The 21,109-nt window shown below is 62.6% G+C and carries 21 protein-coding genes; 14 read left to right on the top strand and 7 right to left on the bottom strand.

Annotation, left to right across the window (positions count from 1 at the left end; all coding sequences use genetic code 11):
* Positions 1-76 precede the first annotated feature (76 nt).
* Entirely contained in the window at positions 77-2,299 is a 2,223-nt protein-coding gene (locus ACVWVY_RS08225) for an acetate--CoA ligase family protein (RefSeq protein WP_456625901.1), read from the top strand.
* 114 nt (positions 2,300-2,413) lie between these two features.
* On the opposite strand, the gene ACVWVY_RS08220 is transcribed toward ACVWVY_RS08225, so the two are convergent.
* Complete coding sequence (locus ACVWVY_RS08220) at positions 2,414-3,187, bottom strand: S1 family peptidase (RefSeq protein ID WP_456625900.1); 774 nt, start codon at positions 3,185-3,187, stop codon at positions 2,414-2,416.
* 107 nt (positions 3,188-3,294) lie between these two features.
* On the opposite strand from ACVWVY_RS08220, the gene ACVWVY_RS08215 reads away from it, so the two are divergent.
* The 4 genes from ACVWVY_RS08215 (at position 3,295) to recQ (ending at position 8,226) form a co-directional block, all read left to right on the top strand.
* Positions 3,295-3,930 (top strand): HAD-IA family hydrolase, encoded by a 636-nt coding sequence (locus tag ACVWVY_RS08215; RefSeq protein WP_456625899.1) that lies wholly within the window; start codon positions 3,295-3,297, stop codon positions 3,928-3,930.
* Positions 3,931-4,038: 108 nt separating this feature from the next.
* Complete coding sequence (locus ACVWVY_RS08210) at positions 4,039-4,986, top strand: AAA family ATPase (RefSeq protein ID WP_456625898.1); 948 nt, start codon at positions 4,039-4,041, stop codon at positions 4,984-4,986.
* 7 nt (positions 4,987-4,993) lie between these two features.
* Positions 4,994-6,370: a vWA domain-containing protein gene (locus tag ACVWVY_RS08205; RefSeq protein ID WP_456625897.1), complete on the top strand. Its 1,377-nt coding sequence runs from the start codon at positions 4,994-4,996 to the stop codon at positions 6,368-6,370.
* Entirely contained in the window at positions 6,370-8,226 is a 1,857-nt protein-coding gene (gene recQ / locus ACVWVY_RS08200) for a DNA helicase RecQ (RefSeq protein WP_456625896.1), read from the top strand. The genes ACVWVY_RS08205 and recQ overlap by 1 nt, the downstream gene beginning before the upstream one ends.
* Before the next feature lie 102 nt (positions 8,227-8,328).
* Here recQ and ACVWVY_RS08195 read toward each other — a convergent pair whose 3' ends face one another.
* Positions 8,329-9,342: a 1-aminocyclopropane-1-carboxylate deaminase gene (locus ACVWVY_RS08195; protein ID WP_456625895.1), complete on the bottom strand. Its 1,014-nt coding sequence runs from the start codon at positions 9,340-9,342 to the stop codon at positions 8,329-8,331.
* Between the two features lie 161 nt (positions 9,343-9,503).
* Here ACVWVY_RS08195 and ACVWVY_RS08190 point away from each other — a divergent pair, with 161 nt between their 5' ends.
* Positions 9,504-9,968, top strand: coding sequence for an Lrp/AsnC family transcriptional regulator (locus tag ACVWVY_RS08190; RefSeq protein WP_456625894.1), 465 nt, complete (start codon positions 9,504-9,506; stop codon positions 9,966-9,968).
* Between the two features lie 82 nt (positions 9,969-10,050).
* The gene (locus ACVWVY_RS08185) at positions 10,051-10,644 is read left to right on the top strand and encodes a hypothetical protein (RefSeq protein ID WP_456625893.1); all 594 of its coding nucleotides are present in this window, start codon (positions 10,051-10,053) and stop codon (positions 10,642-10,644) included.
* A gap of 164 nt (positions 10,645-10,808) precedes the next feature.
* On the opposite strand, the gene ACVWVY_RS08180 is transcribed toward ACVWVY_RS08185, so the two are convergent.
* Both ACVWVY_RS08180 and ACVWVY_RS08175 read right to left on the bottom strand, forming a co-directional pair.
* The gene (locus tag ACVWVY_RS08180) at positions 10,809-11,072 is read right to left on the bottom strand and encodes a hypothetical protein (RefSeq protein ID WP_456625892.1); all 264 of its coding nucleotides are present in this window, start codon (positions 11,070-11,072) and stop codon (positions 10,809-10,811) included.
* A gap of 19 nt (positions 11,073-11,091) precedes the next feature.
* Positions 11,092-11,289: a hypothetical protein gene (locus ACVWVY_RS08175; protein WP_456625891.1), complete on the bottom strand. Its 198-nt coding sequence runs from the start codon at positions 11,287-11,289 to the stop codon at positions 11,092-11,094.
* 256 nt (positions 11,290-11,545) lie between these two features.
* Between ACVWVY_RS08175 and ACVWVY_RS08170 the strand changes: the two genes are divergently transcribed.
* A complete protein-coding gene (locus ACVWVY_RS08170; protein ID WP_456625890.1) occupies positions 11,546-11,851 on the top strand; it encodes a hypothetical protein in 306 nt (101 codons plus the stop codon).
* A 75-nt stretch (positions 11,852-11,926) separates the two neighbouring features.
* Here ACVWVY_RS08170 and ACVWVY_RS08165 read toward each other — a convergent pair whose 3' ends face one another.
* The 3 genes from ACVWVY_RS08165 to ACVWVY_RS08155 form a co-directional block, all read right to left on the bottom strand.
* Positions 11,927-14,149: an SLC26A/SulP transporter family protein gene (locus ACVWVY_RS08165; RefSeq protein ID WP_456625889.1), complete on the bottom strand. Its 2,223-nt coding sequence runs from the start codon at positions 14,147-14,149 to the stop codon at positions 11,927-11,929.
* A gap of 64 nt (positions 14,150-14,213) precedes the next feature.
* Positions 14,214-15,470 (bottom strand): S1C family serine protease, encoded by a 1,257-nt coding sequence (locus tag ACVWVY_RS08160; RefSeq protein ID WP_456625888.1) that lies wholly within the window; start codon positions 15,468-15,470, stop codon positions 14,214-14,216.
* A 34-nt stretch (positions 15,471-15,504) separates the two neighbouring features.
* Positions 15,505-15,795, bottom strand: coding sequence for a hypothetical protein (locus ACVWVY_RS08155; RefSeq protein WP_456625887.1), 291 nt, complete (start codon positions 15,793-15,795; stop codon positions 15,505-15,507).
* A gap of 144 nt (positions 15,796-15,939) precedes the next feature.
* Between ACVWVY_RS08155 and ACVWVY_RS08150 the strand changes: the two genes are divergently transcribed.
* The 6 genes from ACVWVY_RS08150 (at position 15,940) to ACVWVY_RS08125 (ending at position 21,102) form a co-directional block, all read left to right on the top strand.
* On the top strand, positions 15,940-16,926 hold the full coding sequence (locus ACVWVY_RS08150; RefSeq protein WP_456625886.1) for a Bug family tripartite tricarboxylate transporter substrate binding protein: 987 nt from the start codon (positions 15,940-15,942) through the stop codon (positions 16,924-16,926).
* Between the two features lie 486 nt (positions 16,927-17,412).
* The gene (ccoN, locus tag ACVWVY_RS08145; protein ID WP_456625885.1) at positions 17,413-19,071 is read left to right on the top strand and encodes a cytochrome-c oxidase, cbb3-type subunit I; all 1,659 of its coding nucleotides are present in this window, start codon (positions 17,413-17,415) and stop codon (positions 19,069-19,071) included.
* 6 nt (positions 19,072-19,077) lie between these two features.
* Positions 19,078-19,803 (top strand): cytochrome-c oxidase, cbb3-type subunit II, encoded by a 726-nt coding sequence (ccoO, locus tag ACVWVY_RS08140; RefSeq protein WP_456625884.1) that lies wholly within the window; start codon positions 19,078-19,080, stop codon positions 19,801-19,803.
* Between the two features lie 2 nt (positions 19,804-19,805).
* Entirely contained in the window at positions 19,806-20,015 is a 210-nt protein-coding gene (locus ACVWVY_RS08135; RefSeq protein ID WP_456625883.1) for a cbb3-type cytochrome oxidase subunit 3, read from the top strand.
* Positions 20,006-20,887 carry a cytochrome-c oxidase, cbb3-type subunit III gene (gene ccoP / locus ACVWVY_RS08130; protein ID WP_456625882.1) on the top strand — a complete coding sequence of 294 codons (882 nt, stop codon included), beginning with the start codon at positions 20,006-20,008 and terminating at the stop codon, positions 20,885-20,887. The genes ACVWVY_RS08135 and ccoP overlap by 10 nt, the downstream gene beginning before the upstream one ends.
* The gene (locus tag ACVWVY_RS08125) at positions 20,884-21,102 is read left to right on the top strand and encodes a hypothetical protein (protein ID WP_456625881.1); all 219 of its coding nucleotides are present in this window, start codon (positions 20,884-20,886) and stop codon (positions 21,100-21,102) included. Before ccoP ends, ACVWVY_RS08125 begins: the two co-directional genes overlap by 4 nt.
* Positions 21,103-21,109: the final 7 nt, after the last annotated feature.

The following is a 21,109-nucleotide window of genomic DNA, read 5'->3' as shown; positions in this document are numbered from 1 at the left end:
TAAGAAATCAAAAGCGTGGCGCGGCGGGCATTCTCGATCGTCTCGGCCAAAGGAAACAACAGAGTAAGGGCCGTCAATGGAAGCTCAGGCAAGCACCGCATCGCACGCGATCGAAAAATGGTCGCCTTCGCCTGACGCCAGCGACATCGTCAAGCGCATCCATGCGATGCTGCACCCGCGCAATATCGTGCTGGTCGGCGCTACCGACAAGCCCGGCAACTATGCCGAGCGCATCTGGAACAATCTGATCAAGTACAAATACGAGGGCGGTCTGTTCCCGGTCAACGCCAAGCGCGAAACGATCTGGGGCGTGCCCTGCTACAAGGATTTCGCGAGTCTCCCCGAAAAGCCCGATCACGTGCTGGTGCTGGTGCCGGCACGCTTCGCGGTGCAGGTGATCCGCGATGCCGCAGCGGCCGGCGCACGCTCCGCCACCATCGTCACCTCGGGTTTCAGCGAGTTGCAGGACGAGGAAAGCCAGCGACTGGCGGTTGAATTGCAGGAAGCGGTGCGCGAGACCGGCCTTGCCGTCACCGGCCCGAACTGCCTCGGCAACTTAAGCGCGGGCGAAAAGCTGTTCACCAACATCGACGACCGTATCGTCACCATGGAAGCAGGCCCGGTGGCGATTGCCGGGCAATCCGGCGCGATCGTGATGGCGATCCGCCAGACGCTGGAAGATCGTGGCGTCGGCGTCGGCTACATGGTCACGACCGGCAACGAGACCGGCCTCGAGACGCCGGACCTGATGGCCTATTTCGCCGCCGATCCGTCGATCCGCGTCATCGTGGTCTATCTCGAAGGCGTCCGGAACACGAAAGTGTTTCGCGAGGCCTGCAAGGCCGCGCGTGCCGCCGGCAAGCCCGTGATCGCGCTGAAACTCGGCGCATCCGAGGGTGGCCGCGCTGCCGCGATGGCGCACACCGGCGCGCTCGCCGGCTCGATCGAAACATTTGACGCGATCTCGACGCGCGAAGGTGTGATCCGCGTCCGCGGGCTCGACGAATTGATCGAGACCACCGAATGTTTCGTGCATGCCGAGCCGCCGAAGAGCAACCGGCTCGCCGCGGTGTCGCTATCCGGCGGCAAGCGCGGTCTGCTGATCGATGCGTTCTATTCGGCCGGCCTGAACTTCGCCCCGCTGAGCCCAAATGCGACCGAGCAACTGGCAAAGATGCTCGGCCCCGGCAGCATCGTCGGCAATCCCCTCGATGCCGGTTTTGCCGCGGTCGTGGACCCCTCGGTCTACATGAACTCGATCAAGATCATGATCGACGATCCCGACACCGACATCGTCATCATCGACGCCGAACTGCCGAAGGCGCCGCATGAATTGCGCGAACGTAACTTACGGATCGTCAACGAGATGGCCGGCGCGGCAAGCAAGCCCGTGGTCTACATCAGCGCGATGTCGATCGGATTTACCGAATTCACCAAGGCCTTGCGCAAGTCGCTGCCGAACATCGCGGTCATGCAGGGCCTCGACCGCGCGGTCGGCGCGATCAAGTCGCTGATTGAATATTCTTCCCTGCGCAAGGAAGTGCCTGACATCGTCTCGAGTTCGAAGGCTTCGGCGCGCGCGGTGCTGGAGAAGGCGCTCAAGGCCGCCAACGGCGCCGCGGCGCTGGACGAGGTCGCCTCGAAGAAGCTGCTCAAGGCCTACGGCATTCCTGTCTCGAAGGAAGAGATCGCGCAGACCACCGCGGAAGCGGTGAAGATCGCCAAGAAAATCGGCTTTCCCGTCGTGGCGAAAGTGGTCAGCGCCGACATCCTGCACAAATCCGATATCGGCGGCGTGGTGCTGAACCTCAACAGCGCGGCCGAGGTGAAGAAGGCGTTCAACGACATCACCGCGCGGGTCAAGAAGATCAAGAGCAAACCGAAGCTCGAAGGCATTTTGATCGCGCAGCAGGTCAAGGCCGACCTCGAGCTCGTGGTCGGCGCTTCGCTCGACGCCGAGATGGGACCGGTGGTGCTGTTCGGCACCGGCGGCGTCGATATCGAGTTGATGAAGGACGTAGCCCTCGCCGGCGCGCCGCTGGATGAGGCCGAGGCGAAGCAGTTGATCGCCAAGACCAAGGCCGGCGTGAAGATGAAAGGCTATCGCGGCAAACCGGCGCTGCACGAGGCTTCCGCCGTGAAGGCGCTGGTCGGCCTGTCCAATCTGATGGCCGACGCCGGCAACCGCATCGCCTCGATCGACGTCAATCCATTTTTGATCAACAGCAAGGTCGGCGTCGCCGTCGACGGCCTGATCGTGCTCAACAACGCCGCCGCGAACAAGGCGGCGAAGCATTAAGTTCACGGAAGCCGTAGGGTGGGCAAAGCGTAGCGTGCCCACCATCCATCCGCGACCGCTGTCTTGAAATGGTGGGCACGCTGCGCCTTTGCCCACCCTACGGCACCGAGCAAGTTACAACCCCACACCCCATTTCTGCGCCGTCTGCAAAATCCAGTCCCGATACAGCGTCAACGGCGTAACGCCGGTCATACCACCGCACCCCGCCGCGCCGTTCGGCCCGGTCGACCAGCTCACCACGCCGACGATCACCGGGCCGCCTTGCTTGTCCTCGAAAACAGGCGCGCCGGAATCTCCCGTACAGGCGCCGAGCCCCTCACGCGTGCCCTGCCCTGCGGGATCGACAAGCCGGATCTGCAGCGTGCCGGGCTTGCCGGTCGCGACCAGGCCGGCGACGCGGATGGTGCCACCGCTCTTGCCGTCGCCACGCACGGTCACGCCGATGCCTGCGATGGTAAAACGGCCGCCGACGTTGATCGGGAGGTCAGGCATTCCGAGCGCGGCCGGCGTCTTTCCCTTGGGCGGCGCGGCCAGTTGCAGCAGCGCGACATCCGCCGTCGCACGATGTCCCGACATCGCCTGCATATTGAAGCCGGGATGAACGGCGACGCTCTTCACATCCTGCAGCGACGGCTGCCTGTCCGCGCCATATTCGACGATCTTGTACTCCGCGCCTGATGGCACGCAATGCGCCGCCGTCAGCACCAGTTTCGGCGCGATCAACGCGCCGGTGCAAAAATTACCGCGTGAGCCGACGATGGTAACGACCGAGCGGGCCACGCCTTCCGTCGACGGCGCGCCGCCACCGACGATGGCATGCGCGGGAACGGATAGCAGCAAGGCAAGACTGGCAATGAGGCCGGCGATCGGGCAAGACAGGATGTTCATCGGCGCAGCAATAACCCGCGCGGCGCATGTCGCCAAGCGTCCGATCGCACTGGTTCCAGCTGATAATTCGTGTTAGCCGCTGGCCAGCACATTTGTTCAGGCAGGGCATGATGATCGAGGCAGTGATCTGGGATTTCGGCGGCGTGCTGACCACCTCGCCGTTCGAGGCCTTTACGCGGTATGAGACGGAGCGCGGGCTGCCTGCCGACATCATCCGGCGCACCAACGCCGCCAACCATCTGGAAAACGCCTGGGCCAAGTTCGAGCGCGCCGAAGTCGATATCGAAGCCTTCGATGAATTGTTTGCGGCCGAATCGCTGGCGCTGGGCGCGGCGGTTCGCGGCAAGGACGTGCTGCCGCTGCTCTCAGGCGACCTGCGGCCCGAAATGGTCGAGGCGCTCAAGCGAGTGAAGGCAAAGTTCAAGACCGGCTGCATCACCAACAACCTTCCCGCCAACGCCATCGGCAGCCACAGCGGCCGTTCGCTCTATGTCGCCGAAGTGATGGTGCTGTTCGACCATGTCATCGAATCCGCGAAGATCGGCCTGCGCAAACCCGACCCGCGCATCTACCGGTTGATGGTCGAGACGCTGCAGGTCGATCCCAGGAACTGCGTCTATCTCGACGACCTCGGCGTCAACCTGAAGCCGGCGCGCGAGATGGGCATGACCACGATCAAGGTGGTCAACGCCGCGCAGGCGATCAAGGAACTGGAAGCCGCTACCGGACTGGCATTGCGCTAGGCGGAAAATACCGGAATTGCGCGCTCGTTATGACCAAACGGCGCTTGTTCTTTGCCGGGAACGCAGGCAGAACATTCCGAAATCTACCAGAATTCGGAGTTGAAACCCGTGGCTGAAAACCGGCCGTCGGCCTCGATCGAGGCAGTGGAAAGCGGTCTTGCGGCGCAAGGCTATATTGCGAGCCGCCAGATCGCGACCGCGGTCTATCTGGCGCAGCAGATCGAAAAACCCATCCTGGTCGAAGGTCCCGCCGGCGTCGGCAAGACGGAACTTGCGAAAGCGATCGCCGCCTGGCGCGGCATGAAGATGATCCGCCTGCAATGCTATGAGGGGCTGGACGAGGCCAAGGCGCTCTACGAGTGGAAATACGCCAAGCAGCTTCTGTACACGCAGATCCTGAAAGACAAGCTCGGCGAAGTGCTCGGCGGCGCTCCGACGCTGGAAGCCGCGCTCAACCAGCTTCACGATTTTGGCGATGTGTTCTTCTCCAAGGAATTCGTCGAGCCGCGGCCGTTGCTGCAGGCGCTGGAACAGCCCGCCGGCTGCGTATTGCTGATCGACGAAATCGACAAGTCGGACGCCGAATTCGAATCGCTGCTGCTGGAAATTCTCAGTGACTTCCAGGTGACGATTCCGGAACTCGGCACCGTTGTCGCGGTCGCCCCGCCGACCGTGATCCTGACCTCGAACAGCGAACGCGATCTCGGCGACGCGCTGAAGCGCCGCTGCCTGCATCTTCACATCGGCTTTCCCGAACAGAGACTGGAAGAGCGGATCGTCGAAAGCCGGGTGCCCGGTATCTCGCAAAACCTGCGCAAGCAGATGGTCAGCTTCATTCACGAAGTCCGCACGCTCGACCTGAAGAAGCTTCCGTCGGTCAGCGAGACCATCGACTGGGCCCGCGTGCTGGTGCTGCTGCAGGCGCCGGAGCTTGGTCACGAGGTGGTCAAGGATACGCTGAACGTTCTCCTCAAATACGAGGCGGATATCGAGGCGACCATGCCTCAGGTCTCCACCTTCATCGCCAAGGCCTCGCGTCAGAACGTCTTCGGATAGACAAGGGATGAGAGAGAACCTGCATCGCTTCTTTCGTGCGGCGCGGGGCGCAGGCGTGAGGCTCTCGCCGGCCGAAAGCATCGACGCGATGAAGGCCGTCTCAAAGGTCGGCTTTGCCGACCGCACCATCCTGCGCGACACATTTCTGCTGACGCTCGCCAAGACGCAGGACGAGAAGAAAGCGCTCGGCGATTGTTTCGATCTGTTCTTCGATCAGCCCGAGCCGCAGTCACCGCCCGAGGACGGCAAGGCAGACGCGCAGGATCCGTCCGGATCCAACTCCGCGTCCGATTCGCCTGGCGAGACAAGCGGCGGCGACGAGCAGGCCGACGGCCTTGGCCAGCTCGCCCAGATGCTGCTGGCGCAGGACCGCAACCAGATTTCGGCGGCCATCGCCAACGCGGCGAGCGCGGCCTCGCTGTCCGACATCCGCTATTTCACGCAGCGCGGCATTTTCTCCGGTCGCATCCTGGATCAGATGGGCATCGAACGTCTGCGCGACGATCTCGACAATCTCACCGCGACAAACCCTGCCCTGGCTGAGCGGCTCACTAACGCACTGGACGGGCTGCGCGGCACAGTCCGCGAAACGGTTTCCCAGGCGCTCATGCTGTACGGGCGCGAGGAAGCAGAAAGCCTGCGCAATGAAATCCTGCGCAACGCGCCGCTGTCGCGGATCGAACCGCGGCAGGTCGAGCAGATGCGGAATCTCATTCGTCAAATCGCGCGTCGGCTGCGCGAGCGCTACTCCAAACCGCGCAAGCGCCAGCGCCGCGGCCATCTCGACGTGCGCCGCACCATCCGCCGCAACGCCGCCTGGGGCGGCGTACCGTTCCTCACCGCCTGGAAACGCCGGCACCGCGACAAGCCGAAGATCATTGCAATCTGCGACGTCTCGGGCTCGGTGGCGCGGGTGTCCGATTTCTTCCTGCTGCTGATCCACAGCCTGCACGAGGTCGTGGACGACGTCCGCTCGTTTGCGTTCTCCGGACATCTGATCGAGGTCAGCGACATCCTGGAGTCGAAATCGCCGGAAGAGGCGATGGCCGAGATCATGTGCAAGGCAGGCTTCGGCTCCTCCGACTACGGCAACTCCTTTTCCGATTTCGAGCACGGCTGGATGAGCGCGATCACGCCGCGAACCACCGTGATCGTGCTCGGCGACGCCCGCAGCAACAACCTCGATCCCCGCGCCGACATCCTTCGCCGTATCGCCGAGCGGTCGAAGCGGGTGGTCTGGCTCAATCCGGAGGGCCGCATGGCCTGGGGCTGGGGCGATTCCGAAATGCCGCGCTATTCGACCTTCTGCACCGTGGTCCGTCAATGCGCCACCGCAAAGCAGCTCGAACGCGCGGTGTCGGACATCGTGGCGAGCTATCAGTAATGTCCTCTCCCGTTGCCCTACACCGCGACAGTGTTCCCGACGCGCTGTCGGTACTGAATTCGGTATTCGGCCTGCCGGCCTTTCGCGGCGCGCAGGAGAAAATCGTCCGGCACGTGACGGATGGCGGCAACTGCCTGGTGCTGATGCCGACCGGCGGCGGCAAGTCGCTGTGCTATCAACTGCCGTCCTTGTTGCGCGAAGGCTGCGGCATCGTGGTGTCGCCGCTGATCGCGCTGATGCGCGACCAGGTCGCAGGACTGCTGGAGGCCGGCGTCAACGCGGCGGTGTTAAACTCCACGCTGTCGTTTGACGAAGCCTCGGAAGTCGAGCGGCGGCTGCTCGCCGGCGACCTCGACCTGCTCTACGTCGCGCCTGAACGGCTTCTGACGCCGCGCTGCCTGTCCTTGCTCGGCCAGGCCAATATCGCGCTGTTCGCGATCGACGAAGCGCATTGCGTATCGCAATGGGGGCACGATTTCCGCCCCGAATATATCGGGCTGTCCGTCCTCGCCGAACGCTTTCCCGACGTGCCACGCATCGCGCTGACGGCGACCGCCGACGAGATGACGCGCAAGGAGATCGTCGCCCGGCTTGGACTATCCGGCGCGCCGAGTTTTGTCGCGAGTTTCGACCGCCCGAACATCCGCTACGAAATCATCGAGAAGCAGAACGCCCCGGCTCAGCTCAAGGCCTTCATCAGCGAGCGCCACGCCGGAGACGCCGGCATCGTCTATTGCCTGTCGCGCGCCAAGGTCGAGGACACCGCGGCAGCCCTGACCAGCGCCGGCATCCCGGCGCTGCCCTATCACGCCGGGCTTGACGCAAGCTTGCGCGCCCGCAACCAGGATCGATTCATCAACGAGGACGGCGTCGTCATCGTCGCCACCATCGCGTTCGGGATGGGGATCGACAAGCCGGACGTGCGGTTTGTCGCGCATCTCGATCTGCCGAAAAGCATCGAGGCCTATTACCAGGAGACCGGACGCGCCGGGCGCGACGGAAAACCCTCCAGCGCCTGGATGGCCTATGGCCTGTCCGACATCGTGCAGCAGCGCCGCATGATCGACGAATCCACCGGCTCCGACGCCTTCAAGCGCGTCTCGATCGGCAAGCTCGACGCGCTGGTGGCACTGGCGGAAACCGCAGGCTGCCGGCGCAGCCGCCTGCTCGGTTATTTCGGCGAGGAAGTCACCGGCACCATCTGCCGCAATTGCGACAACTGCCTGTCGCCGCCGCAGCTTCGCGACGGCAAGGTCGCCGCACAGAAACTGTTGTCCTGCGCCTACCGCACCGGGCAACGTTTTGGCGCCATGCATCTGATCGACGTGCTGGTCGGCCGCATGACCGAGAAGGTCACGCAGTTCGGGCATGACAAGTTGACCGTGTTCGGCATCGGCAACGATCTGAACGAAAAGCAATGGCGCGCCGTGATCCGCCAATTGGTCGCCATGGGCCATCTGCGAGCGGACAGCGAAGCCTTTGGCGCGCTGAAACTGACGGAAAGTGCGCGCGGCGTCCTGAAAGGCGAGACCGAGGTGATGCTGCGCGAGGCGGCGCCCGGCACGCGCATTCGCGCCAGCCGTACCAAATCAAGGCGCGGCGATCTGACGCCGCGCGCCGGGACCAGGCCCGCCGATGCGCCCCTGCATGCGGCGCTGCGGGCATGGCGCGCCGATATCGCGCGCCAGCGCAGCGTGCCGGCCTATGTCGTGCTGCATGATTCCACGATCGACGGCATCGCCGCCGCGCGGCCTTCGACGCTCAACGAGCTCCGCAACATCCCGGGCATCGGCGACAAGAAGCTCGAACATTACGGCGACGAACTGCTCGCGCTGGTGCGGGCGGCGGAGGTCTAGAACTTCGGTCCTGATTGAATCAGGATCGAAGCACTGGATTCTTGTTTTGACGCGTTTTCTTCACGCGAACCGGCATCCACTTCGCTCGAAAACGCTGAACCCTCAGCCATTCCGGAAGGTATACGCGTATCCGTTGATCGCGGGCGCACCGCCGAGATGGGCGTAGAGCACCTTCGATCCCTTCGGGAAATAGCCCTTGTTCACGAGATCGATCATGCCCTGCATGGATTTTCCCTCGTAGACGGGATCGGTGATCATGCCCTCGAGGCGCGCGCAGAGCCGGATCGCTTCCTTGGTTTCCTGTGAGGGAACGCCATAGGCCGGATAGGCGTAGTCCTCGATCAGGACGACGTCGTCCTCGACGATCCCTTGGCCCAATTCAACGAGGCTGGCGGTGCCACGGGCGATCTCGAGCACCTGGGCCTTGGTCTGGGCCGGGGTGAAGGAAGCGTCGATGCCGATCACCTTGCGCGCGCGGCCATCCTGGGCAAATCCCACCAGCATGCCGGCGTGAGTCGAACCGGTAACCGTGCAGACCACGATGTAGTCGAAGGCGAAGCCGAGCTCCTTCTCCTGCGCCCTGACCTCTTCGGCAAAGCCGACATAGCCGAGCCCACCATATTTATGCACGGAGGCGCCGGCCGGGATTGCATAGGGCTTGCCGCCCTTGGCCTTCACGTCGGCGATCGCCTCTTCCCAGCTTTGGCGAATGCCGATGTCAAAACCTTCATCGACCAACTGCACGTCGGCGCCCATGACGCGGCTGAGCAGGATATTGCCGACACGGTCGTAGACCGCATCCTCATGCGGCACCCAGCTTTCCTGCACCAGGCGGCACTTCATGCCGATCTTGGCCGCCACCGCTGCAACCATGCGGGTATGGTTGGACTGCACGCCGCCGATCGAGACCAGCGTATCCGCATTGGAAGCGATCGCATCCGGGATGATGTATTCGAGCTTGCGCAGCTTGTTACCGCCGAAGGCCAGCCCCGAATTGCAATCCTCCCGCTTGGCGTAGAGCTCGACCTGACCGCCGAGGTGCTCGGAGAGCCGCTCCAGCTTTTCGATATGGGTGGGCCCAAAGGTGAGCGGATAGCGTTCGAATTTCTTCAGCATCGTCATCCCCGTTGATGGTGCGGATCTCCGGGAACGCCCGTATCATCGAGGGCTGGAAAGGTGCTCTCTAATTTGCCTGATTCTATTTATGAATATTGCGCATCCACCGAAATAAACTATCATTTCATCCGTTATCCTAGATATTGTTGAGAGATTCTTTCATGGCCGGCAGGCTCGACCGCATTGACCTTAAGATCTTGCGTTTGCTGCAGAATAGCGGCCGACTGACCAATGCCGAGCTGGCCGAAACGGCCGGCGTCAGCGCCGCAACCTGTCACCGGCGCACCCAGCGCCTGTTCGACGAGGGGTTCATCGCCCAGGTCAGGGCGATGGTGGCGCCGCGCAAGGTCGGCAAGGGGGCCCTGGTCATGGTCGGCGTCGTGCTCGACCGCTCCACACCGGAAAGCTTTGCCATCTTCGAGCGGGCAATCGCGCAACTGAAATTCGTGCTGGATTGCCATCTGGTGGCCGGCGATTTCGACTACTTCCTCAAGATCCGCGTCGGCGACATGGAGGATTTCAACCGCATCCACGGCGAACAATTGATCGCGCTGCCGGGCGTCCGCCAGACCCGGACTTTCTTCGTCATGAAGGAGGTGGTCGACAACGCTCCGCTCGATTTCTGATTGCCGTTTGGCGCTGCAAAACAGGCCATCTCGCCCTGGTGCACTTGGGGAACCTTGCGAGACTCTGGTCACACAGCGCGCCATGTCCTATCAACCGGGCATGACCATGAAATTTTGCCGGCAGGCTTTCGCCCTTGCCATCATTTTCATTGCAACGCCTGCCTTCGCCCAGGACGAACTGCCGCGGCCAGAGCCCGACACTGTCATCTTTGCGATGATGTCCGGCAGGTGCAACACGCTCAAGGTCGCGGGACGGGACTTTGGCTGCCGGGCGGTTGCTTTCTTCCAGACCGAGGAAGGCCGGGCGAATTTTACCGTGGCGCTCGACGATCCCAACGATGACAGCCACATCATCACGTTCTCCGGCGACAACGGGCGAAGGCAGGACGCCAATCTGTACGAATTGCCGGTCGACCGGATGCTGCTGAAATCCAGGGACAGGCCGAAGGCCGACGGCCTGCCGGTGCCGTTAGTCGAACCCACCGCCGGCCTCTGCAAGCAAGTCGGCAACTTCGTGACGCTCGAACTTTCCAGCATCACCTGCAGCGCCGTCGACAGGAATGGCAAGAAATACGAACTGCAGTACCAGTCCGACGGTGCGCCGATGGCGGTGCGCCGCATCAAGCGGATGCGCGTCGGCAACCCCTCGGTGACGCCGTTCGACGATGTGAAATGAACGCGTGGGCATGGAAACGAAAGGCCGCCGGCGGAAAACCGACGGCGGCCAGTGTCGATCCACGCATGGCTCGCGAATGCGCGGACAAGATCATGCTAGTTCGAAATTCCTCCCAGGGAGTGGAGGCTATCCGTCAAAGTCGAGCGATTGCCTTCACACGGGCTTTACCGTGAGCGCTCGCGCCCGCTCGTCATTGGCAGGATGGCGGCCGCGATTTCGAACGCGACGGCCCATCGCGGCTTTTCGTCCTCCGTGCCGGGCACGTTGATCTGAACGCCACCACCGTCGGTGATCGTATCGGACGCGGCCAGTGCGGCGGCTTCGAGCGCGGCGCCTCGCGAATCGTAGACGCCGCCGACCTTGACGTTGTCGGCAAATACCGACCATCCGAGCGGCGCCTTCACGATTTCGAACACTGATCGTTCCATTGGCCCAGCCTGCACCGTTTCACCTGTATCGCTTCCGCCCCTCGCCCACGTGGCGAATCCTGGCCACCGGCGCGTGGCGCTGGGACGTTGGCTTGTCGCCGCCGGTCTTCGTTCGCCAGTCGGAAGCCCGCAACCGCGTCAACGAATGCACCGCCGGTGCAAGCGCGATTTCCTTCCGCACGGCATCGACAATTCGCTCGAAATCAACTTCGCTCATTCGCACGCTCCATTGCGCCAGGTCCGGCATTCTGCCGCCAGGACGATAAGAGGGACCGCGCTGCGCACAGATCGCCATGCAAGTTTGTTGTTTGGAGGCTCGCTCGCGGTCGCTTCGATGGCAAAAAAGGGTCGAAATCGGGAACAGCCGGACCGCACCTTGCGAAACCGGTGGCCTCGATGACGCGACCGGCGCCCTCCCTTGGCCCAACTTGCCCGATGCGTGCTAGATTCGGCCACGAATCAGGAGAGTTTGCATGCCGGTAGACAGTGACAGCGCCATCGCTTGGCACCGCGCCCAGCTCAAGAAGCTTCGCGAGACCTTGAAGAACTTCGAAACCGCGAGGTTCACGGTCGGCGTGCCTGCCCAATCGAGCAGGACCGGCAAGACGCAGAAGGCGATTGCCGAACTCGAGCAGAAAATCCGGCAGTCGCAGCACATCATCGCCGCCTATGAGCGGCAGACCCGGCGGCCGCTTGCGACCGACCTGCGAAGCCTCGCCAGCGTGAGCTGGAGCAGCTGGAATGCCCAAGCCGCGCATGGCCGCGGCAATTCGCGATAAGCCTTGGCGGTAAACCTAGGCGGTAAGCCTTGGACGCGTTGACGGCTGGCGGCTTCCAAGCGCGGAGCGCGCGTGTCAGGTCTCCAGCTGCTGGATCGTCATGTTGGCGTAGCGAATGCGCACGCTCAGTTCGCGGCCGAGTGCGGTCAACAATTTGATCGCGAGATCCGGCTGCTGCTGGCACAACACCGCGAACGACGCTTCCGACAGGCCGAGCGCCTTGAGGTCCTCGTCGGCCGTGATCGTGGCCGAGCGCGGCCCACGGTCGAGCAGCGCAAGTTCGCCAAACACCGCACCGGGCGCGAAAGTCACCAGTCTGATGTCACCGCCATCGTGCCTGATATGGACGCTGGCTCGGCCCTGGGTGACAATATAGAGCGACGAGCCGGGATCGCCGCTGCGGAAAACGACTTGCCCGGCCGGCCAGGCCACGGGCTCGAGCCAGTTTTGCAAACGCGCTATCTGATCCACCGTGAAGTCGCTGACGAGCGGAAGGCGCTCGAGCGGCAATTCCGCTGAAGGCGCCGTCGCGGTCTGCCGGAGCAGGTCGTCTTCGGCCCATTCGATGGCGCGATCGATATCCGGGAAGAAACGATCGGGCGCGTGGAAAATGTCGGCCAGGCGTGCCGCCGTCTCGGTGCGCGTGGACAGGACAAGCGCGAGCTTGATGCCGCTGGCTGCGAGTGCGGCGTCGATGTCCCCGAGGATTCGGGCGCCCGTCGAATCAATCTCGGTGATACGCCGCATCTCGAGCAGAACGGCAACCGTGCCCCGCGCACTTTCTCGCTCGACGATCTGCGCCAGCCGTTCAGCGCTGCCGAAGAAAAGCGCGCCCTGCAGCTCGACAACCAGCACCGAGGCGCCTTTCGCGTGCAGCACCTCGAGCTCGGCCGGGTCACGATAGCGTCGTGAACGCACGACGTCGCAGCGATAGAGCTTGCGAATGTTCGAGCGACTCATGCGAACCACGAACAGCAATACCGCCAGGACGATGCCTATGAACACCGCCAGGACCACGTTGACGGCGATCGACAACAGCGAAACGAACAGGCAAACGCCGAGGTCAAGTGCGATTGCGCCACGCTGCGGCGTCCCGGGCCTGACCAGTCGCCGCGCCAGCTGGCCGGTCCAGGGATCGATATGCTGGATGGCGATCACCATGACCACCGCCGACAGCACCGCGCGCGGGATATAGGCGAGTAAAGGAAACAGCAGCGTCGCTGCCGCCAAAACCGCCGCGGCGTTGACGAGGACGGAGAGCGGGCTTTGTCCGCCGAACACGCGGTTGGTCAGGCTGGGCCCGATATTGATGCCATTGGTGATACCGCCAAAGGCTGCCGCAATCGCATTGGAGAGGCCAAGGCGAACGAGCAGGCGGTCGTCGCCGGCACGAAGTTCGCCGGGCCGGCTGGCGAGCTTGGCGCAGAGCAGCGCATCGATCGAGGCGATGATCGCCAGTGCCAGCGCGCTCGACACGATCAGCAGCCACGATCGTTCCAGCGGCTCGGCCATCGCCAGCCCGGAAAAGTCGACCAGCACGGTGCGCATCGCCGCACTTGCCGTCGGCGGACCGATGACCGGCCCCAGCATGTTGGAGAACCCGACCAGAGCGAGCCCGCCGTAAACCAGCATGCCGCAGCCGAGGCCAACCAGAATCGGCGGCACGCTGGTAGTGATCCGGCGCGCGTGCCACATCGCCGCAAACGTCAACGCAGCAACCAGCACGCTGAGCGGCCGCGTTTCACCGATCGCTCCGAAGACGTGGGTGAAGCGAACGTTGTGATCGAGGCCCAGCACGTTGCCAAGCTGGACCAGGAAAAGCAGCACCGCCGCCATGTTCTGGAAGCCGGCCATGACCGGATGCGGCGCGAACTTGATCAGCGAACCGAGCCGCATCAGCCCGAACAGCGCCTGAAAGGCGCCACCGAGCAGAATGATGGCGAAGAACACCAGAAGCGTGGCGGAAACGCCGGATTCGCCGCCTCCTGCGGTGTCGCGATGCAACAAGGAGAAAAGCAGCAGGCCGAGGAAGAACGTCGTGGTGATGCGCGGCGCATAGACACGCGTGGAGCGGTCGCCGAGCGCGACGCACACCATGCCCGCGATCACCGCCGAGACCAGCCCCGCCATCGCGCCGTAGGCGAAATACTCGTCGCCGAGGCTGACGAAGGCGAACATGCCGAACGCCATGGCAAGCGGAATCGCTACCGTCGATGAAACCAGTCCGGCGGTCACATCGCTACGCACTGCCGCCACGCTGAACATCGCCTGCCGTTCCGCGCCTGCCCCTGATCCCATCCGGCTACTTATTCAGGCCGCGCGGGCATTGGCTAGGGGCAAAACGGCGGCTGGGTGTCCTTCCCTAGTTCTTCGCGGTCTCTTTTTCTTTCGGCTTTGCCTTGCACGAAATGAGAAACGTAAACGCCCTTGCATCGCGCGCGATGTCGGCCGTCTTCAATTCGGCCCTGGCGTCGGAGATCTGATACGGCACCACGCTGTTATCGAGAAAATCCCTCAGCGCCCCGGTCTTGATGGCGAAATTGATGTTCTCGGGAATGTTGCCCGTTACCCTCACGAACTTGATGGCATTCAGTTTCGCCGCGACAACGCCGACCACGTCGCCGCTCGAGGCCAATAGCGGCCCGCCGCTATTGCCGGGTTGAACGGCCGCGCTGATCTGCAGAAAGCGCGTGTCGTTCAGGATGCCGCTGAGCGAGCTCACGATCCCGGTCGTCACCGTGAAATCGGATGTCAGCAGTCCATGGAAGGGATAGCCGATTGCCACCACGCTGTCGCCGGACTGGATCGCCTTGTCCCTAATCTTGGCGATGTCCTTGAACGAGCCCGTGGCCTGCAGCAGCGCAAGATCGTTGGTCTCGTCGCTGGACACCAGGCGCAGCTTGGCCGGTGCCTCGCCGGACGGATTGCCCAAGATGTCGCCGACGCAGCCCTGCACCACGTGCGCATTGGTCACGAGGTGTCCATTCGAACTCACAAGGAAGCCGGTGCCCTTCTGGTCGAGCAGCTTGTCGGGCTTCGCGGCCGCCGAGTCCGGTGCCGCCGCAGCGACCGCCTTGGCGACGGGGAGCACCGAGAAATCGCCGGCGCTGGCCACGCCCGATTGCCTGACCTTGGCCACGCAATGCGCCAATACCGGCAATAGCTGTCCGGTCTGATCGAGGTTGAACTGGAAGAGCTGGCCTTGCGTATAGGCCGTCATTGCCTTCGCCTTTCGAAATTGGGCGATGAGCGAGGAATTGCTCGGCATCGGAACGCGAACCAGCTTGTCGGCGATCGGAATGCCGTGAACGTTGAACGGTTGCTGGCCGTCGAACGTCAGGTTCAGCGGAAACGCCTCCCCGGTCGTCAGCTTCCATTGTTCATGCATGAAGCCGAGGCTCCAACCGCCATTGTGGTCGATCATCACGAGAAAAAAGACCCCGCTGGCGTATCGGGCGCCGGCTGCACAGTGCGTGAAAGATCCGGTTTCGTCGTTGGTGTAAGCTCCGCCCTTCCAGTTGCCGACACTGATCGAACCGTAGGGCCCACGGGCTTCGGCATTCGAACTGGCAAAAATCGTACACAGCAAAATTGCGAGCGCAGCAGCACGGCATTTCATAGGTATTTTCCCCACATTCCCAAGGCGAGCATATTTATTTTTGCAACCGGAGTCTAATTGTACTGACGTGGGGAGCCGAAATTTCCTCTCGGTGTGGGAGAAAATTGCGCGCCACCGGTTCACGCTCGCGGATGCCGCTGCGGCCCGAACCGCCGAAGCCCACTTTCGTCACGTTCTTTGCGGGATCATCCGGTACATCGTCGCGATGATAATCGGCGCCGACTCGCATCCGGCCGCAGACGGCGCCCGGCAGCGACAACACGTGGACTTGGCCCACGGCGGCGCGACCAAACGCCCCGGTGCCTGCCCGTGTCCGGGCGCTCATTTTAATGGATCATGCGTGGCGTCTTGCATACGGTGGGGCTCGTTGCCCTGCCCATTCCAGGTGAACGCCAGAACCAGGGAAGCAGAAAAGACAATCGCGCCGCCGATGGCGGACGCCAATTTGCAATAACCGGAGGAAAATGCCGTGAAACCAACAGTTGTCCGGTGCGCCGTGCTTACAGTCCTGGCGGTCGTTGCCGCCGTGGCCGGCCAGGCCCAAGCCATAGCCCAAACATGGCCGGACAAGCCGATCACCTTCGTCGTGCCGTTCGCGGCCGGCGGCGGCACCGATGCCTTTGCCCGTCCGCTGGCGGCCCAGCTCGATGCACAGCTGGGCAAGCGCGTGCTGATTGAAAACCGCGCGGGCGCCGGCGGCACTGTCGGCGCATCGGCGGCGTCGAAGGCGGCTCCCGACGGCTACACCTTCTTCATGGGCGCGGCGCATCATGCCATTGCATCTTCGCTCTATCCCAACCTCGACTACAACATCGAGAAGGATTTTATCGCGGTGGCGCTGATCGCGCGGCCGCCGCAGGTGGTGGTCGTCAATCCGGACAAGGTCGCCGCCAAGACGCTCGCTGAATTCATCGCCTACGCCAAAGCCAATCCGGGCAAATTGAACTACGGCTCCGCAGGCGCCGGCACCACGCATCATCTCGCGGGCGAACTATTCAAGATCCTGACCAAGACCGACATCCAGCACGTCCCCTATCGCGGGGCCGGACCCGCGATGCAGGATCTCATCGCCGGCCACGTGCCTGTCGTCTTCGACGGGCTCGGCTCGTCGGCCGCGCCCGTCAGGGCCGGACAGTTGCGCGCGCTCGCCGTCGCCGCGCCGAAACGCGTGCCGGCATTCCCCGATCTTCCGACCGCCGCGGAAGCGGGCCTGGCTGGATATGAAGTGTCGACCTGGTACGGCCTGTTCGCACCAAAGAACACGCCGCCGGCGATCGTCGATCAGATGGTCAAGGAATTGCAGAAGGCCATGCAGACACCCGCCGTCAAGGAAGCCTGGGAACGCAACGGCTCCGATGTCCCCGACGTCACGGGTCCCGCGTTCGCAAAAATGGTGTCCGCGGAAGTCGAGCGCTGGCGCAAGGTCGTGAAGGAAGCGAACGTGAAGCTGGATTAGCCTCGGAAGACCGGCTCACAATTATGTAAGACGAGAAGCCGGCGCGGCGGAGGGCTTGAATAAGCCCCCCCGCCGTGGCTGTTTGCACACTTTGCGCCCGATCAGGTGCGTTGCGGCGCTCATCTGTGCTGTTCGCCAGCACGAAAACTCCCAATCTCGGTTGCTGCGAATGCATAGCGGCCGCCTTTTTAAGTGCGGTCTCTATACTCGATGCACAGGCAGCGATCAGGATTCGGCTACTCCTGCCCTGGGAGATCGCGGCCGCCCTTCGAGGCGAAAGCCGAACTCGGATAATGTGTTAGCCCATAACAAGACAGGGGCTCAGACATGCCGCCCGACCTCGCGATTGTTGACCCAGATCAAGTTATCGACGTCAGTTCCCGGAACACTGCCATCCATGCGAATTGCTCTCGCGCTCCGATACACCGGATTGGCATGGTTCCGTAAAGTTAGAGGCGGCACGTTGCTTCAAAGGGGCTGCAGCTCATGATCGCTCAATTGACAAAAGACGAGCGGCAACTGGCGCTCATTATCCTGCTGGCACTTTCCTTGTGCGGATTTGCCATGGCGGTCGCCGGCCAGGATGATCCCCTGGGCATTCACGGCGCGATCGTATTGTTGGCGGGGATTGCCGGAGCCTTCGGCGTCATCTCCGGATATTACGCACCGGAGCCTGGCGAAGACCGCCTCGATCGATACTTCGACGATCCCAGCCGGATGGGCATTGTCCTGGCAATGGTCTGGGTCGTGGCTGGACTTTTCGTCGGCGACTGGATCGCCTGGCAGCTCGTTAATCCGAACCTGACATTCGACGGCGCCTGGTCGAGTTTCGGCCGCCTCCGTCCGGTGCACACTTCCGGCGTCATCTTCGGCTTCGGCGGCAATGCGCTGATTGCCACGTCCTTCTATGTGGTGCAGCGAACCTCGCGTGCTCGCCTGCCGGATCAGGTAACCCCGTGGTTCGTTTTGCTTGGCTACAATTTGTTCTGCGTTCTCGCCGCAACCGGCTACCTGATGGGCGTTACGCAATCGAAGGAGTATGCCGAGCCGGAATGGTATGCCGATATCTGGCTGGACATCGTGTGGATCACCTATTTCGTGCTCTATCTGCGCACGCTGGCTCGCCGCAAGGAGCCGCATATCTACGTATCGAACTGGTACTTTATGGCCTTCATCGTGGTGGTGGCGATGCTCCACATCGTCAACAGCCTCGCCATCCCGGTTTCGATCGGTCATGCCAAGAGCTATTCGGCATTCTCCGGCGTGCAGGATGCGATGACACAGTGGTGGTACGGGCATAACGCGGTCGCGTTCTTCCTCACGGCCGGCTTCCTCGGCATGATGTACTACTACCTTCCGGTGCGCGCCGGCCGCCCGATCTTCTCCTACCGGATGTCGATCATCAGCTTCTGGGGCATCACCTTCATGTACATGTGGGCGGGTTCGCATCACCTGCACTACACCGCGCTTCCGCACTGGGTGCAGACGCTCGGCATGACGTTTTCGGTCATGCTGCTGGTTCCCTCATGGGCGTCGGCCGGCAATGCGCTGCTGACGCTCAATGGCGCCTGGCACAAGGTGCGCGACGACGCCACCCTGCGCTTCATGATGGTCGCGGCGGTATTTTACGGCCTGTCCACTTTCGAAGGCTCGTTCATGGCTATTCGCACCGTCAACGCGCTGTCGCACTATACCGACTGGACCGTCGGCCACGTGCACGCTGGCGCGCTCGGCTGGGTTGCCATGATCACGTTCGGCGCAATCTATGCATCGGTGCCATGGCTCTGGAAGCGCCAGCGGATGTATTCGGCCAGGCTGGTGGAGGTGCACTTCTGGCTCGCACTTGCCGGCACTGTGATCTACGTCTTCGCGATGTGGAACTCCGGCATCATCCAGGGGCTGATGTGGCGGACCTTCAATGAAAGCGGAACGCTCGCTTATTCCTTTGTCGACACCCTGGTCGCGATGCATCCCTATTATATCGCGCGCGCCATCGGCGGCCTGCTGTTCCTGCTCGGCGCATTGGTCGGGTGCTACAACATCTGGATGACGATACGGACGGCCGATCAGCCGGCCGACGAGCGGGCTGGCGACCTTCCGGTTCCCGCGATCGCAGGCGTTTCCGCGCCTCAACCGGCGGAGTGAACCGGCATGTTCAACCTGCATTACCGGCTCGAGCGAAAGACCATCGGCCTGGTGCTGGGCATCATCGTCGTTGCTGCCATCGGCGGTGCGGTGGAGATCATACCGCTGTTCACGATCAACCAGACCGTCGAAGACGCCCCGGACATGCGCCTCTACACGCCGCTCGAGATCGCAGGCCGCAACATCTATCTCCGCGAAGGCTGCTACGCCTGCCATTCGCAGATGATCCGGACGTTGCGTGACGACGTGGAACGCTACGGCCCCTACTCGCTCGCCGTTGAATCCAAATACGACCATCCGATGCTCTGGGGATCGAAGCGGACCGGGCCCGACATCGCGCGCATGGGCAACAAATATTCGGACGAATGGCATGTGCGTCACCTCAACAACCCCCGGGACGTGGTCCCGGAATCGGTGATGCCGCATTATTCGTGGCTCGGCCGCACCGAACTGCGCTATGACGACCTCGGCGTTCATCTTGCCGCGCTTCGCAAGGTCGGCGTGCCCTACACCGATGACATGATCGCCAACGCGAAGGCCGATGCCTACGGACAGGCTACGCCTGATACACCGTTCGCCGAAGGCGTTACCAAACGTTACGGCGCGGCGACCAATGTCCGCGCCTTCGACGGCAGACCGGGCGTACTGACCGAAATGGATGCCCTGGTCGCTTACCTGCAAATTCTCGGCAAGCTGACCGACGCTGCGCACAAACACGCCGCGGGAGGTTGATCATGGACCATGATTTTACAGTCTGGTTCTCGAAGTCGTTCGGTCTGTTCTATCTGATCGCGCTTTCGGTCATCATCGTCGCCTATGCCTACTGGCCGTCGAACAAGAAGCGGTTCGACGAGGCTGCGCAATCCATACTCGGGGACGAGGACAAGCCGCACCGGGATCAGCCAGATAGCGAGCAGCCACTTGGAGATCGGTCATGGCGGTAGAGGAACGCGATCCCCATTCCGGCTACATGACGACCGGTCACGAATGGAACGGCATCAAGGAATTGAACACGCCGGTACCCCGGCCAGTCTATTTCTTCTTGATCGCAACGGCCTTGTTCTCCGTCGTCTACTGGGTGCTGTATCCGGCATGGCCGCTCGGAGTGACCTATACGAAGGGCCTGCTCGGCATCGATCAGCGCACCACCGTCAATGAAAGCCTGGCGCAGGCGGCGCTTGAACGCAGCACCTGGTCCAAACGCATCGAGGCTGAGGGCTTCAAGCAGATCCAGGCCGATCCCCGCTTGATGGAAAACGTACGGCAGACCGGTCGCACGCTGTTCGGTGACAATTGCGCGCCATGTCATGGATCGAACGCACAGGGCGGCAAGGCGTTTCCCAATCTGACGACGGCGTCGTGGCTTTGGGGTGGCAATCCCGAAAACATTGCCGAGACGATCCGAGTCGGCGTCAATTCGGCCCACCCACAAAGCCGCACCTCGCAGATGATGGCGTTCGGGCGCGATCAGATGCTCAAGAAGGGCGAGATCGACGACGTCGTGACTTACGTGCGCAGCCTTTCCGATCCCACTGTCGTGAGAGATGTGCCCGCGGCGAAAATCGAGGCCGGCAAGGCCGTCTTCGCCGCCAATTGCGTCAGCTGCCATGGTGACAACGCCAAGGGCAACGCCGAGCTCGGTGCACCTGATCTGACGGACCGGTCCTGGATCTACGGCGGCGACGCCGAGTCGGTCTACGATACCGTGTGGGGCGGCCGGCAGGGTCACATGCCAAGCTGGGACGGAAGGCTCTCGCCGCTCGATCGTAAAATTCTTGCGCTCTATCTGTTTGACCTCCGCAGGAGCGAACGATGAGCGCGACCGGCGCAGCAACGAGGCAGATCCGAACCAGGGCCGTTCTTTGGCTCGCGGTCGGCGCCGGGCTATTGCTGCTGCTGATCGCCAATTCGCACCTCGTCTATGTGGCAATCGTGTCACAACCGGAATGCGTCACGCATGTGCGCCAGGGCGAGGGATCTGCGAAGGATGGAAAGTTCAGCGCGGCACGATCGTCATGCACGCCGCGATGAGACAGCA

This window comes from Bradyrhizobium sp. URHC0002, from assembly GCF_054059515.1.
The sequence above is the reverse complement of the archived record's forward strand: the minus strand, read 5'-3'. Positions and strand labels throughout refer to the sequence as shown.

Bases quoted from the DNA above. Each gene is read 5' to 3' on its own strand.
- ACVWVY_RS08225 (WP_456625901.1), top strand. From the start codon at position 77: ATGGAAGCTCAGGCAAGCACCGCATCGCACGCGATCGAAAAATGGTCG.
- ACVWVY_RS08220 (WP_456625900.1), bottom strand. From the start codon at position 3,187: ATGAACATCCTGTCTTGCCCGATCGCCGGCCTCATTGCCAGTCTTGCC.
- ACVWVY_RS08215 (WP_456625899.1), top strand. From the start codon at position 3,295: ATGATGATCGAGGCAGTGATCTGGGATTTCGGCGGCGTGCTGACCACC.
- ACVWVY_RS08205 (WP_456625897.1), top strand. From the start codon at position 4,994: ATGAGAGAGAACCTGCATCGCTTCTTTCGTGCGGCGCGGGGCGCAGGC.
- recQ (WP_456625896.1), top strand. From the start codon at position 6,370: ATGTCCTCTCCCGTTGCCCTACACCGCGACAGTGTTCCCGACGCGCTG.
- ACVWVY_RS08195 (WP_456625895.1), bottom strand. From the start codon at position 9,342: ATGCTGAAGAAATTCGAACGCTATCCGCTCACCTTTGGGCCCACCCAT.
- ACVWVY_RS08190 (WP_456625894.1), top strand. From the start codon at position 9,504: ATGGCCGGCAGGCTCGACCGCATTGACCTTAAGATCTTGCGTTTGCTG.
- ACVWVY_RS08185 (WP_456625893.1), top strand. From the start codon at position 10,051: ATGTCCTATCAACCGGGCATGACCATGAAATTTTGCCGGCAGGCTTTC.
- ACVWVY_RS08180 (WP_456625892.1), bottom strand. From the start codon at position 11,072: ATGGAACGATCAGTGTTCGAAATCGTGAAGGCGCCGCTCGGATGGTCG.
- ACVWVY_RS08175 (WP_456625891.1), bottom strand. From the start codon at position 11,289: ATGAGCGAAGTTGATTTCGAGCGAATTGTCGATGCCGTGCGGAAGGAA.
- ACVWVY_RS08170 (WP_456625890.1), top strand. From the start codon at position 11,546: ATGCCGGTAGACAGTGACAGCGCCATCGCTTGGCACCGCGCCCAGCTC.
- ACVWVY_RS08165 (WP_456625889.1), bottom strand. From the start codon at position 14,149: ATGGGATCAGGGGCAGGCGCGGAACGGCAGGCGATGTTCAGCGTGGCG.
- ACVWVY_RS08160 (WP_456625888.1), bottom strand. From the start codon at position 15,470: ATGAAATGCCGTGCTGCTGCGCTCGCAATTTTGCTGTGTACGATTTTT.
- ACVWVY_RS08155 (WP_456625887.1), bottom strand. From the start codon at position 15,795: ATGAGCGCCCGGACACGGGCAGGCACCGGGGCGTTTGGTCGCGCCGCC.
- ccoN (WP_456625885.1), top strand. From the start codon at position 17,413: ATGATCGCTCAATTGACAAAAGACGAGCGGCAACTGGCGCTCATTATC.
- ccoO (WP_456625884.1), top strand. From the start codon at position 19,078: ATGTTCAACCTGCATTACCGGCTCGAGCGAAAGACCATCGGCCTGGTG.
- ACVWVY_RS08135 (WP_456625883.1), top strand. From the start codon at position 19,806: ATGGACCATGATTTTACAGTCTGGTTCTCGAAGTCGTTCGGTCTGTTC.
- ccoP (WP_456625882.1), top strand. From the start codon at position 20,006: ATGGCGGTAGAGGAACGCGATCCCCATTCCGGCTACATGACGACCGGT.
- ACVWVY_RS08125 (WP_456625881.1), top strand. From the start codon at position 20,884: ATGAGCGCGACCGGCGCAGCAACGAGGCAGATCCGAACCAGGGCCGTT.